Consider the following 12362-nt stretch of genomic DNA (forward strand, 5'->3'; position numbering starts at 1 on the left):
GGGCCGAAGGCCGCGAGCCCACGGCCTCCGCGCAACCCACGGCCAGCGCGACGGCCCCCGCAGGCGCCGAGCCGCGGCGCCACACGGTGCAGCGCGGCGAGACCGCTTATTCCATCGCGCGGCGCTACAACGTGTCCGCGCGCGCCATCGGCGACTGGAACGGGCTGAACGCCACGCTCGACGTGCGCGAGGGGCAGGTGCTGCTGATCCCCGTGACCACGGGCGATGCGCCGGAACCGGCGCCCGCCGCGCCGGGCACGGGCAGCACCGCGCCCGAACCACCCTCCGCCGCCGCGCCGCAACCCGAAGTGAACCCGCCTTCGGTCGCTGGCGCCGCCGCCGAAGAAGCCGAAAACGCGTCGCCGCCGCCGGAAACGGCGCCGCAGACCGCTGCCTCGGACACCGCGCAACTGGCCCAGCCCGTGCCGGGCCAGATCATCCGCGGCTATGCACCCGGCCGCAACGAAGGCGTGGATTTCGGCGCCGACGCGGGCGCGCCCGTGCGTGCCGCAGCGGCCGGCACGGTCGCGGCGATCACGCAGGATACCGACCAGATCCAGATCGTCGTGCTGCGCCACGATGGCGGGCTGCTGACCGTCTATGCCAATGTCGACGACATCATCGTGGAACGCGGTACCACCGTCGCGCGCGGCCAGCGCATTGGCGCCGTGGCCGCAAGCGACAACCCGTTCCTGCATTTCGAGGTGCTCGAAGGGGCAAGCCGCGTGGACCCGGTGCCCTACCTGACCCGCTGACCGCGCCGCGGCGGGGTCAGCCCAAGGTCATGCCCTTGCGGCCCGCAAGATCGGTCACGTATTGCCACGCGACCCGGCCCGACCGCGCCCCGCGCGTGGCCTGCCATTCGATCGCTTCGGCGCGCAGCGTATCGTCGTCGATGGGCAGCCCGAAGGCATCGCAATAGCCGCGGATCATGTCGAGGTACTCGTCCTGGCTGCACGGGTGGAACCCGAGCCACAGGCCGAACCGGTCGGACAGGGATACCTTTTCCTCGGTCGCCTCCGACGGGCTGATCGCGCTTGATCGTTCGTTCTCGATCATGTCGCGCGGCATCAGGTGGCGGCGGTTCGATGTGGCATAGAACACCACGTTGTCGGGCCGTCCCTCGATCCCGCCGTCAAGCACCGCCTTCAGGCTCTTGTAATGCTGGTCGTCGTGGCTGAACGACAGGTCATCGCAAAAGAGGATGAACCGCAACGGCGCCGCCGCGCGCAGGATCGACAGCAGCCGCGCGACCGTGGGCAGGTCTTCCCGGCTCAGTTCCACGATCTTCAGGTCGAACCCTTCGGCGCGCACCGCCGCGTGGACCGCCTTCACGAGCGACGACTTGCCCATCCCCCGCGCGCCCCACAACAGCGCGTTGTTCGCGGGCAGGCCTTGGGCGAAATTCAGCGTGTTCTGCAACAGGGTGTCGCGCGACCGGTCCACCCCCACCAGCAGCGGCAGGTCCACCCGCGACACCCGCTCCACCGGGTCGAGCCGGTCGGGCGCCGTGTGCCACACGAACGCCTCTGCCGCCAGCGGCGGGGCTTCGGCGGGGGGCGGGCTGATCCGGTCGAGCGCGTCGGCGATGCGGGCCAGCGACAACTTGGCCTTTGGAAAGATCTTCGCGCTCACGTCCCGGCCCCCTTGCCCGCGCCCTCCGGCGTCTCGTCGTCGTCATCCTCCGGATCGTCGACCCACAGCCCCTGCGCACGCAATTCCCGCTCGCGCCGCCGTTCGACGCGGGCGACGAGCTGGATCGAAATTTCGTACAGCCCGTAAACGACGGTGAACAGAATGATCTGCGTGATCACATCGGGCGGCGTCACAAGCGCCGCCAGCACGAGAATGCCAACCATCGCATACTTGCGCACGCTGCGCAGCCCCGGCGCGGACACGAGCCCCGCCTTGCCCATTAGCGTCAGCAGCACGGGCAACTGGAAACACAACCCGAAGGCGAAGATGAACTTGAGCGACAGATCGAGGCTTTCGCGCACCGAGCCCAGGAACACGGTCGTCATCTCACGCGACTCGGGCGGGGTTTCGAACTCCCCCTGCCCAGCGACAAGGTTGGCCAGCGCCGGGATCGCGTCGGAAAAGCCGATGAAGAAATTCATCGCCAGCGGCGTGACGACGTAATGGGCAAAGGACGCGCCCAGCAGGAACAGCGCAGGCGACGAGATCACGAAGGGCAGGAACGCGTTCTTCTCGCTCCGGTAAAGCCCCGGCGCGATGAAGCGCCACAACTGGTGCGCGATCACGGGGAAGGCCAGCGCGAAGCCCCCGATGAAGGAGATCCGCACCAGCACGAAGAACTTTTCCTGCGGCGCGGTGAAGATGAGCCGCGGATCCTCGCCGCGCGCGCGCAGCACGTCGGCGATGGGCTGGGACAGGAAGTTCAAGATCGGCTCGGCCACGGTGAAACAGATCACCATGCCGACCACGAAGGCCATCACGGACCGGATCAGCCGGGTGCGCAGCTCGGCGAGGTGTTCGATCAGCGGCGCAGAGCTGTCGTCGATATCGTCGTCATTCATGCGGGTCTGTCATCCGAAGCGGCGGCGGCCGCAGTATCTGCCGCCTTGCCGGCTGCGGCCTCGGTCTTCCGGGTGTCCGGGGCCTGCGACGCCGCCGGTGCGGGACTGACCGGGGGTGTCGTTGCCGGGCTGTTCGGGGTCGCCTCGCCGCGCGGCAGGTCGTCCTCCCAGCCTTCGAGACCGTCCGCGGCCTTGTTGATCGCGTCGAGCCCCATCTTGCGGGGGTCCGACAGGTTGCGAAGGTCGCGGCGCATTTCCTTAACCCCGGCCTCGTCGGCGGCCTTGTCCATGGCCGACGTGAACTCGCGCGCCATGGCACGGGCGCGACCGGTGAATTCGCCCATGCGGCGGAACATGATCGGCAGGTCCTTCGGGCCCACGACGATCAGCGCCACGATCCCGATCACCAGAAGCTCGGACCAGCCCAGATCAAACATGCCACGCGCCCGCCATTACCGCCCCTGCCGCCTGCGCGGTCAGACCTTGTCCTTTTCCGCTTCCGGTGTCACGTCGCGGGCCGCGGTGTCGGACTTGTCGTCAAGCTCGGCGGACCCGTCCTTGACGCCCTTCTTGAACGCCGTGATCCCCTTGCCGACCTCGCCCATCAGCGACGAAATCTTGCCGCGCCCGAACAGGACCAGCACCACGATCGCGATGAGCAGAAGGCCCGGCAATCCGATATTGTTCAGCATGTCTCAGTCTCCCTGCGGGCGGCGCTCCCCGGCCCGGTCATGATGTTGCACCTGTAAAGAACATAGGGCGCAAGGCAAAGCCCCAAAACCCGCGCGCAGAAAAATGCTGTCACGGTGCCGATACATCGCGCGCCGCGGCAGGGAACACGTGGCAGCGTTCGCGCCGCATCATCAGCCAGAACGGCGTGCCGGGTCTCGGCAGGAAGACCTGCGGCACCACCGCCTGAAGCCGCGATCCGTCGAAGGCCATTTCCAGTTCCACAAGGCTCTCGCGCCCGAGGTATCGCGCCCGCACGACCCGCCCGAGCGCGGGCACGCCATCGGTCGCGGTGGGCAGCGGCCCGGTCCCGCCCCGGTCGAAATCCAGCTTCAGATGCTGCGGGCGGATGACGATCTCCACCTCCGCCCCGTCCGCGTGGCCGGGGGCAAGAAATTCGCCGAACGCCGTCCGCGTCAGCCCGCCCTGCACCGTGCCCCGGATCACGTTGATGTCTGAAAAGAACGCCGCCGCAGCCTTGTCCACGGGGCTGTTGTACAGGTTGTAGGGCGCGCCCTGCTGCACGATCCGCCCGTCGCGCATCAGCGCGATGCGGTCGGCCATGCGCATGGCTTCCTCGGGTTCGTGGGTGACCATCATCACCGCCGTGCCTTCGTCCTTCAGAAGACCGAGTGTCTCGTCGCGGATACCGTCGCGCAGCCGGTTGTCGAGCCCGCTAAACGGTTCGTCCATCAGCATCACCCGCGGGCGCGGGGCCAGCGCGCGGGCCAGCGCCACGCGCTGCTGCTCGCCCCCCGACAATTCGTGGGGGTAGCTGTCGATATGGCGCAAAAGGTCCACCCGGTCGAGCAGTTCGCGCACCCTGTCGCGTTTCGCGGCGCGCGTGCCGGTCAGCCCGAAGGCCACGTTCTGCGCCACCGACAGATGCGGGAACAGCGCGAAATCCTGGAACATCAGCCCGACCGAGCGCGACTCGGGCGGAAGGAAGGTCTGCCGGTCGCACACGGTTTCACCGTCGAGCCGGATCGTGCCGGCCTCGGGCCGCTCCACCCCCGCGATCAGCCGCAGCGTCGTGGACTTGCCGCAGCCGGACGGCCCCAGAAGGCACAGCACCTCCCCCGCGCCGATGGCCAGCGACACGTCCTGCACCACCGGTCGCCCACCGAAGGATCGCGTCAGACCCTGCGCATCAAGGCGCAGCGCGGGCGGGGTCGGTCTGGCGGTGTCGGGCATTGTCCGGCGGCATCCGATGAAAACGGTCGGGCTTCGCTAGCACCCGGCGGGAAGGACCGCAAGCCGCGGCCCCTGCCCCGGAAACGACGGCGCCGCCCCCGGGTCGGACCCGATCAGGACGGCGGCGCAACCTGAAAATCTGGTGGGTGATAAGAGATTCGAACTCCTGACATCTTCGATGTGAACGAAGCGCTCTACCACTGAGCTAATCACCCGTGAGCGGTGTCCTAGCGCCCCGCGCCGGGGTCTGCAAGGGGTTTCGTGACCCCGCGACGACGCCCGGCAATGCCAGGAAAAGGGGCGCCCGAAGGCGCCCCGATTTGCCCGGTCAGTGCGCGGTGGCGCCCGGCGTGTCGCCGCCCTTGGCCGCAAGCGCCGCGGCCGCGGCCGCTTCCTCCGCCGCCTCGTCCCATTCGATGGGCTCCGGCTGGCGAACAAGCGCCTTGGCCAGAACGTCGCGCACATGGGACACCGGGACGATCGTCAGCCCGGCCTTCACGTTGTCCGGGATGTCGCGCAGGTCCTTCTCGTTGTCCTTGGGGATGAACACCGTGGTGATCCCGCCCCGCAGCGCCGCGAGCAGCTTTTCCTTCAGTCCGCCGATCTGAAGCACGTTGCCGCGCAGCGTCACCTCGCCGGTCATGGCGATGTCCTTGCGCACCGGAATTTGCGTGAGCACCGACACGATGGACGTCACCATCGCCACGCCCGCACTCGGCCCGTCCTTCGGGGTCGCCCCTTCGGGCACGTGCACGTGGATGTCGAGCTTGTCGAACTGCGGCGGCTTCACCCCGATCTCGGGAGCGATGGACCGCACGAAGCTCGACGCGGCGTCGATGCTTTCCTTCATCACGTCGCCCAGCGTGCCGGTCGTCTTCATCCGGCCCTTGCCCGGCAGGCGCAGCGCTTCGATCGACAAGAGGTCCCCGCCGACCTGGGTCCAGGCGAGCCCCGTCACCACGCCGACCTGGTCTTCCTGCTCGGCCAAGCCGTAGTGATAGCGCGGCACGCCCAGCATATCCTCCAGGTCCGCGACATCGACATGCACGTGGTCGGTATCCTTGCGCACGATCCGCGTCACCGCCTTGCGGGCGAGTTTCGCGATCTCGCGTTCAAGGTTCCGCACACCCGCCTCGCGGGTATAGGTCCGGATGATCGCCGTCAGTGCCGCGTCGCTCAGGGAGAACTCGCCCTTCTTCAGGCCGTGGTTCTTGACCTGCTTGGCGATCAGGTGCTGGCGCGCGATCTCGGCCTTTTCGTCCTCGGTGTAGCCGGCCAGCGGGATGATCTCCATCCGGTCCAGCAGCGGCCCCGGCATGTTGTAGCTGTTGGCCGTCGTCAGGAACATCACGTTCGACAGGTCGTATTCCACCTCGAGATAGTGGTCCACGAACGTCCCGTTCTGTTCCGGGTCCAGCACCTCCAGCATCGCCGAGGCCGGATCGCCACGGAAATCCTGCCCCATCTTGTCGATCTCGTCGAGCAGGATGAGCGGATTGGTGGTCTTGGCCTTCTTCAGCGCCTGGATGATCTTGCCCGGCATCGACCCGATATAGGTCCGCCGGTGGCCGCGGATCTCGGACTCGTCGCGCACGCCGCCCAGGCTGATGCGGATGAACTCGCGCCCCGTCGCCCGCGCCACGGACTTGCCGAGACTGGTCTTGCCCACGCCCGGCGGGCCGACAAGGCACAGGATCGGACCCTTCAGCTTCTTGGACCGCTGCTGCACGGCGAGGTATTCGACGATCCGCTCCTTGACCTTTTCAAGCCCGTAATGGTCGTCGTCGAGGATCTTCTCGGCCCCGCCCAGATCCTTCTTGACGCGGGACTTCACGCCCCACGGGATCGACAGCATCCAGTCGAGATAGTTCCGGACCACCGTCGCCTCGGCGGACATGGGCGACATGTTGCGCAGTTTCTTCAGCTCGCCATCGGCCTTTTCGCGGGCTTCCTTGCTCAGCTTCGTGGCCTCGATCCGCGCCTCCAGCTCGGCGACCTCGTTCTGGCCGTCATCGCCGTCGCCCAGTTCGCGCTGGATCGCCTTCATCTGCTCGTTGAGGTAATATTCGCGCTGCGTGCGTTCCATCTGGGACTTCACGCGGGTCTTGATCTGCTTCTCGACCTGCAGAACCGACATCTCGCCTTGGATCAGGCCATAGACCTTTTCCAGCCGCTCCGCGATCACGAGCGTCTCCAGAAGCTCCTGCTTCTGCGCCACTTCCACGCCCAGATGACCCGCGATCAGGTCCACCAGCTTGGCGGGCTCGCGGGTTTCGGACACGGCCGTCATCGCCTCGTCGGGGATGGACTTGCGCACCTTCGCATAGCGTTCGAACTCCGACCCGACGGAGCGCACCAGCGCCTCCACCGTGGCCGGGTCGCCCAGCGTCTCTTCCAGCGGCGCGGCCGTCGCCTCGAAGAAATCGGCGTTGTCGATGTAATCGGCGATGCGCACACGTTCGCGCCCCTCGACCAGCACCTTCACGGTGCCGTCGGGCAGCTTCAGCAGTTGCAGCACGTTCGCCAGGACGCCCGTGCGATAGATGCCCTCGGGCGCGGGATCGTCCACCGCGGCGTCGATCTGCGACGACAGGAGGATCTGCTTGTCCTCCGCCATCACTTCCTCCAGCGCGCGCACCGATTTGTCCCGCCCGACGAAAAGCGGCACGATCATGTGGGGAAAGACCACGATGTCGCGCAGCGGCAGGACGGGATAGGACGGCAGTTGTTGGCTTTTCATCATGTTTCCTTGTGGCAGCAGGCACCGGCCCCATCGTGGCAGCCGCGTGCCTTCCCCGGACAGGCCTTATAGGTGGGGACGGTCGCGGTGCCTGTCAACGCGCCCGTCTACCCTCGCGGCGACACTGCCAGCAAGGCCCCGGCTGCACAAGCGGATGCCCGTGCCGCGGGGCCGCGCGTCACTGCTGCCCGCCGTTGCGCGCGACGTCGATCGCTTCCTGGAAATCGGCAAGCGGAATGTCCACCGAATAGGGGTCGGGCCGGTTCACCGCGTAGAAGGTGGCGGTCATCTGCGGCTGCACGCCCATGTTGGCGACATCGTCGGGGGTCAGTTCCGCGATGATGACGCAGCCGTCCGCCATGCAGGTCGAAAACCGGTAGACCACGTCGCGCGCCCCGACCTCAAGACGCACCCCCTGTTCCAGATCCGTGCCCAGCGGCGTGATGAGCGCCATGCGGATCGTGCTGCGATCCTGCGGCACCGCGAAGGTCAGAAGAATCCGCCGCCCTTCCTCGTCCAGCGGGACAGGCTTGACCACGAGACACCCGCCATCCTCGCACCGGACCTGCCAGTCGTCAGGTCCGATCTCGGCTTGCTCCTGTGCGACAGCGGGCAATGCGGCGGCCAGCGCGAAGGCGCAGGGCAAAAGCCATCGGGTCAAGCGGTGAGTCATCGTGCTTCCTTCTGCGGCGCCGGTCGCGGCCGGGTTCGGATGTCACGGTTCGCGGATTCGCGCCGGGTTGCAACCCCGTAACGCAACCGGGCCGCCCACCGTAGCGAACCGCGCCCGGATCATCCGCCGTCATCCCTGAATTCGAGCAGATCGACCGGCTGGCAGTCCAGCGCCCGGCACAGCGTCGCCAGCGTGTCGAACCGCGCAGTCTCGTCCGAACGGTGCGCGCCGGTGTCCACGGATACCCACGCGCCCAGACCAGCGCTTCCGACAGCGGCGCGTCGCTGCAAGGCAGGGCGGCAAGAGCGCGAAAACGCGTGCCACAAGTGCCGTTACGAAGGACGGCCCAGGGACCATGGGCACGCCCGGACCCAGTGCTTCCTGCCCCGGCCCGCTAACCGAGCGGCACCAGCGGAAGGCCGGCCAGCGCCTGCCCGAACAGCGCAAGGGTCACACCGGCATGGCCGACCGCGGCGATCCGGACTGCACGCACCGCCCGCGATGCGCCCCGCCAGTCGAGCCACAGCCCCAGAAGCGGCAGGACCTGCATGGCGTGGATCGACGCGAAGTGCGCCGGGCGCAGGTCGCCCGTAACCCCGGACCAGCCCAGCAGCGGCAAGGTCGGCGCTCCTGTCGGATGCACCCCCACGACATGCCCGCCATGGACGCTCATGTATCCCGCGGCGATCAGGGTCAGCACGAAGCTAGCCAGGAACCCGAGCCAGACACCTTCACGCAGCCCGGCGGCCATCCGCGCGTCACCGTCGCGATACGCAACCCAGCCGACCACCGCCACGCCCAGCACCAGCGACACCGCGCCGACCCCCATCAGGTAATAGAGATTTGCCTCGAACGGCGTGGCCATGTTGAAATGCGAGCGTTCCGCCCGCGCCGCCCTGTAGAACATGTAGGCCATCTCGCCCAGATAGGCGGTAGCCATCACCCAGCCGGTCACGCGCAGGGTCCAACCGCCGCGCGCCCGCGGCGACAAACGCGCCTCCACCAGCGCGAGCGTGGCGAAGACCACGACAAAGCTCAGCGCGAATTTCAGCGGCTTCATCCAGACCGGGACGCCCTCGATCGTCCGCGGATCGACGACGGCCCACAGCACGGACAACGCAAGCAGCACAAGGGACATCACGGTCAACGTCCGGAACTGCGACGATGGTGCCGCGACAGTGGCGGGCATGGGTGTCTCAGACAGTGACATGGGACTCTCCCGTTCCAGCAAGGGCGCGCAACGGGCGATCCGCCGCGCGCAGGCCAAGCTCGGTCAGCGCGGCGACAAGGAACCCCAGCGGTCCCAGCATGAAGATCGCACCCAGGACCGGGCCCTGCACGACGCGCCCGACCCCGGCGCGGTCCATCCGCGCGGCCATCACCGCACCCACGAACAGGTCGAAGGCAAGATAATGGACCCACCCCGCCAGCAGCGCCCACGGGTCCGCCATCAGCACGGCCACCGACGCAAGGCTGTCGAACCCGCCGCCCGTGCCGGAAAACCGGCTCAGGATCAGCGCGGCATAGACCGCCGACAAACCGCTGGGAATGACCCAGAGCGGCAGCGCGTTGAGCCACCCGAAGCGGCGCGGCCCGAGGATCAGGATCAGCCAGCCGGCCATCGCCGCCATGCCCGCCTGTGAAAAGAGCATCTCCGGGGTCATTGCATGTCTCCACTGGAAATTACCGCTGTATATATATGCACGGGATCGGCTTGCGCTGTCCAGCCTGAAAATTTACGGTGGACACATAATCGGGGCAGGCCCATGAAAGACGGCAGGAAAAAGTATCACCACGGCGATCTGAAACCCGCGCTGATACGGGCGGGACTGGAGATTCTCGAACGGGACGGGCTGGAAGCCTTGTCGCTGCGCGCCATCGCCGCGCGCGTCGGCGTCAGCCATACCGCCCCGCGCAACCATTTCGACGGGCTGACCGGCCTGCTGTCCGCCATCGCTGCCGAAGGCTTTCGCCGCCACGCCGCCGAGATGCGCCGCGGGGTCGAAGACCTGCCCAAGGGGCGCGCGCGCCTGCGCGCCGCCGCCGAAGGCTATGTCCGCTTCGCGCGGCAGTACCCGGCGCTCTTCCGGCTCATGTTCTCGCCGATGCTCTGCGCCCATGACGACCCCGACCTGGCCGCCGCCGCGGCCCAAAGCTACGGCGTGCTGCAGGATATCGCGGCGGGGCTCGACTGGGCACGCCCCGGCCCGCCGCACGACGACTCCGAGATCGAGGCCCGCCGCACCGAGATGATGCTCTGGAGCCTCGTGCACGGCTACGCGTCGCTGATGATCGAAGGGCGCGGCCCCCGCCGCCCTGACGGCACCCCCGTACTGGATGTGCTGGAGGTGATCCCGGTCTTCGACTACGCCTGAACGCCGCAGCGTCACACGAGGCTGGGCAACCACAGCACGATCCCCGGAAACGCGACCAGCGCCGCGATGGTCAGCCCGTCGGCGATGAAGAACGGCATCACCCCGCGGAACACGTCCTGCACGCTCAGATCGTCCCGCACGCCTGCGACCACGAAGCAGTTCAGCCCGATGGGCGGCGTGATCAGGCAGAACTCGGCCATCTTCACCACGAGGATCCCGAACCAGATCGCGCACATCGGCCCCGACATGCCGAAGGTGCTGTCGGCGGCGGCCACGTTCACCCCGCCGTTGAGCGCCATGACCGCCGGGAACACCACCGGCAGCGTCAGCAGCAGCATCCCGATCGCGTCCATGAACATGCCCAGCACCGCATAGGCCAGCAGGATGCACACGAGGATCAGCATGGGCGACATCGTCAGCGACGTGATCCAGTCCGCGAAGGCCCCGGGCAGATCGGCGAAGCCGAGAAACCGGACATAGATCAGCACCCCCCAGATGATGGAAAAGATCATCACGGACAGCTTGGCCGTATCCACCAGCGCGTCGCGGAACTCCGTCCACCGCATGCCCTTCCAAAGCGCCATCAGGAACACGATGAACGCGCCGATGGCCCCGCCCTCGGTCGGCGTGCCCCAGCTGCTGCCGCCGAAGGGGATCTCGATCAGCCGGCCCGCGATCGTCACCTCGCCGGGGATCGGGTTGTAGACGAAGAACAGGATGATGACGACCACCGCCACGATGGGCAGCGCGGGCAGCAGGGCGGCGAAGCGCTGCGCCCATGTGAACCCGCCGACCGCCGGGCCGAAATTGCGGATCGTCAGCGCGAGCCCGATGATGATGGCGGCATAGACGCAGGCGGAAAACACCCCCGGCACGAACCCCGCCAGCAGCAGCATGCCCACGTCCTGTTCCACGATGATCGCGTAGATCACGAGGATGGCCGAGGGCGGGATCAGCGACGCGAGCGTGCCCGCCGCCGCCACGACACCGGCGGCAAAGCGCTTGTCATAGCCGATGGCGAGCATTTCCGGGATGGCGATGCGCGCGAAGACCGCCGATGTCGCCACCGACGCGCCCGACACCGCGGCGAAACCCGCCGTGGCGAAGACCGTGGACACCGCCAGCCCCCCCGGCACCCAGGCGATCCAGCGTTTCGCGGCCTCGAACAGCGCCTTGGTCAGGCCCGCGTAATAGGCCATGTAGCCGATCAGGATGAAGGTCGGGATCAGCGACAGCGCCTGGCTGGCCACCTTGGCATGGGGCACCTGCCCCGCCGTGCCCACGGCCACGTTCAACGCCCAGCCGAAATGTTCGATCCCGAAATCGCGCCGCGCCCAGAAGATCGCCACGAGCCCGACGATCCCGGCGAATGCCGCTGCGAACGCCACGCGCATCCCGAGGATCACGAGGACCAGCAGAAAGCCCGTGACCCACAGGCCGATGTCGAGAGACTCCATCCCGTGCCCTCCTCAGGCGTCGCGGCCGGACACCTGCCGGGCCTCCATCGCGGCTTGGGTCGCCACGTCGGTCATCAGCGGCACGGCGACGGGCGCGTCCGCCCCCGCGACGAAGGCCCGCCCATAGCCCCAGAGCTGCAGGCACAGCCGAACCACCAGCACCACAAGCGCCACGGGCACCACCAGCTTCGCGGGCCAGATCGGCAGGCCGATATCCATCGAACTGTCGCGGCTCCAGAGCGGCAGCGACATATCGAAACTGCGCAGGAAATGCGCCCAGCTTCCGTCCAGCAGCAACACCGCCACCAGCAGGATCGCCAGCGTCGTGACGAATTCCGCCGCCCACAGCGCGCGGCCCTTCAGCGCGCCGACGACGATATCCATGCGGATATGCCCACCTTCGCGCCGCACGTAGGACACGCCGAAGATGGCGATGACCGGCATCAACTGCTCGATCCAGTCCACGTAGCCGGGCAGCGGCGCACCCAGGAAATTGCGCCCGCCCACGGACACGACCGCCAGCATCATCAGCGCGAAGACGGTCAGCCCGCCCGTCAGGATCATCGCGTACTCGACCCGCGACAGGGCACGGTCGAGGCGCGACAGCAGACTGTCGTCGGACAGGACGCGCGAGGCTCCGGCCATGGCATGTCTCCT

At 67.7% G+C, this 12362-nt stretch carries 14 protein-coding genes and 1 tRNA gene; 2 read left to right on the forward strand and 13 right to left on the reverse strand.

What is annotated here, in order from left to right; translation table 11 throughout:
• Window positions 1-755 (forward strand): M23 family metallopeptidase (locus DDE13_RS14310; protein WP_162631018.1); only part of this gene is annotated, 755 nt, incomplete at its 5' end.
• A 16-nt stretch (window positions 756-771) separates the two neighbouring features.
• On the opposite strand, the gene DDE13_RS14315 is transcribed toward DDE13_RS14310, so the two are convergent.
• The 11 genes from DDE13_RS14315 to DDE13_RS14365 all read right to left on the reverse strand — a co-directional run bounded on the left by DDE13_RS14315 (window position 772) and on the right by DDE13_RS14365 (window position 9537).
• Window positions 772-1635 (reverse strand): ATP-binding protein, encoded by an 864-nt coding sequence (locus DDE13_RS14315; RefSeq protein ID WP_235868709.1) that lies wholly within the window; start codon window positions 1633-1635, stop codon window positions 772-774.
• Complete coding sequence (gene tatC, locus DDE13_RS14320; RefSeq protein WP_111404977.1) at window positions 1632-2537, reverse strand: twin-arginine translocase subunit TatC; 906 nt, start codon at window positions 2535-2537, stop codon at window positions 1632-1634. Before tatC ends, DDE13_RS14315 begins: the two co-directional genes overlap by 4 nt.
• Window positions 2534-2974, reverse strand: a complete 441-nt coding sequence (tatB, locus tag DDE13_RS14325) for a Sec-independent protein translocase protein TatB (RefSeq protein WP_111404978.1) — start codon at window positions 2972-2974, stop codon at window positions 2534-2536. The genes tatC and tatB overlap by 4 nt, the downstream gene beginning before the upstream one ends.
• Before the next feature lie 39 nt (window positions 2975-3013).
• On the reverse strand, window positions 3014-3229 hold the full coding sequence (locus tag DDE13_RS14330) for a twin-arginine translocase TatA/TatE family subunit (RefSeq protein ID WP_111404979.1): 216 nt from the start codon (window positions 3227-3229) through the stop codon (window positions 3014-3016).
• A gap of 109 nt (window positions 3230-3338) precedes the next feature.
• Window positions 3339-4460: an ABC transporter ATP-binding protein gene (locus tag DDE13_RS14335; RefSeq protein ID WP_111404980.1), complete on the reverse strand. Its 1122-nt coding sequence runs from the start codon at window positions 4458-4460 to the stop codon at window positions 3339-3341.
• A gap of 140 nt (window positions 4461-4600) precedes the next feature.
• A tRNA-Val gene (locus DDE13_RS14340) sits at window positions 4601-4675 on the reverse strand.
• 113 nt (window positions 4676-4788) lie between these two features.
• On the reverse strand, window positions 4789-7200 hold the full coding sequence (lon, locus tag DDE13_RS14345; protein ID WP_111405008.1) for an endopeptidase La: 2412 nt from the start codon (window positions 7198-7200) through the stop codon (window positions 4789-4791).
• Window positions 7201-7378: 178 nt separating this feature from the next.
• Window positions 7379-7873 carry an invasion associated locus B family protein gene (locus DDE13_RS14350; RefSeq protein WP_111404981.1) on the reverse strand — a complete coding sequence of 165 codons (495 nt, stop codon included), beginning with the start codon at window positions 7871-7873 and terminating at the stop codon, window positions 7379-7381.
• Window positions 7874-7992: 119 nt separating this feature from the next.
• Window positions 7993-8112 (reverse strand): helix-turn-helix domain-containing protein, encoded by a 120-nt coding sequence (locus tag DDE13_RS22920; protein WP_162631019.1) that lies wholly within the window; start codon window positions 8110-8112, stop codon window positions 7993-7995.
• Window positions 8113-8267: 155 nt separating this feature from the next.
• Complete coding sequence (locus DDE13_RS14360; RefSeq protein WP_162631020.1) at window positions 8268-9083, reverse strand: hypothetical protein; 816 nt, start codon at window positions 9081-9083, stop codon at window positions 8268-8270.
• Window positions 9070-9537, reverse strand: coding sequence for an ABA4-like family protein (locus tag DDE13_RS14365; RefSeq protein WP_111404984.1), 468 nt, complete (start codon window positions 9535-9537; stop codon window positions 9070-9072). The genes DDE13_RS14360 and DDE13_RS14365 overlap by 14 nt, the downstream gene beginning before the upstream one ends.
• Before the next feature lie 102 nt (window positions 9538-9639).
• Between DDE13_RS14365 and DDE13_RS14370 the strand changes: the two genes are divergently transcribed.
• On the forward strand, window positions 9640-10248 hold the full coding sequence (locus tag DDE13_RS14370; RefSeq protein WP_162631021.1) for a TetR/AcrR family transcriptional regulator: 609 nt from the start codon (window positions 9640-9642) through the stop codon (window positions 10246-10248).
• 11 nt (window positions 10249-10259) lie between these two features.
• On the opposite strand, the gene DDE13_RS14375 is transcribed toward DDE13_RS14370, so the two are convergent.
• Together DDE13_RS14375 and DDE13_RS14380 are read right to left on the reverse strand one after the other, a co-directional pair.
• Window positions 10260-11705, reverse strand: a complete 1446-nt coding sequence (locus DDE13_RS14375; RefSeq protein WP_111404986.1) for a TRAP transporter large permease — start codon at window positions 11703-11705, stop codon at window positions 10260-10262.
• Between the two features lie 12 nt (window positions 11706-11717).
• Window positions 11718-12350 carry a TRAP transporter small permease subunit gene (locus DDE13_RS14380; RefSeq protein ID WP_111404987.1) on the reverse strand — a complete coding sequence of 211 codons (633 nt, stop codon included), beginning with the start codon at window positions 12348-12350 and terminating at the stop codon, window positions 11718-11720.
• Between the last annotated feature and the right edge of the window lie 12 nt (window positions 12351-12362).

Origin of the sequence: Meridianimarinicoccus zhengii (genome assembly GCF_003254465.1) — a bacterium.
Taxonomy (GTDB): Bacteria; Pseudomonadota; Alphaproteobacteria; order Rhodobacterales; family Rhodobacteraceae; genus Meridianimarinicoccus; species Meridianimarinicoccus zhengii.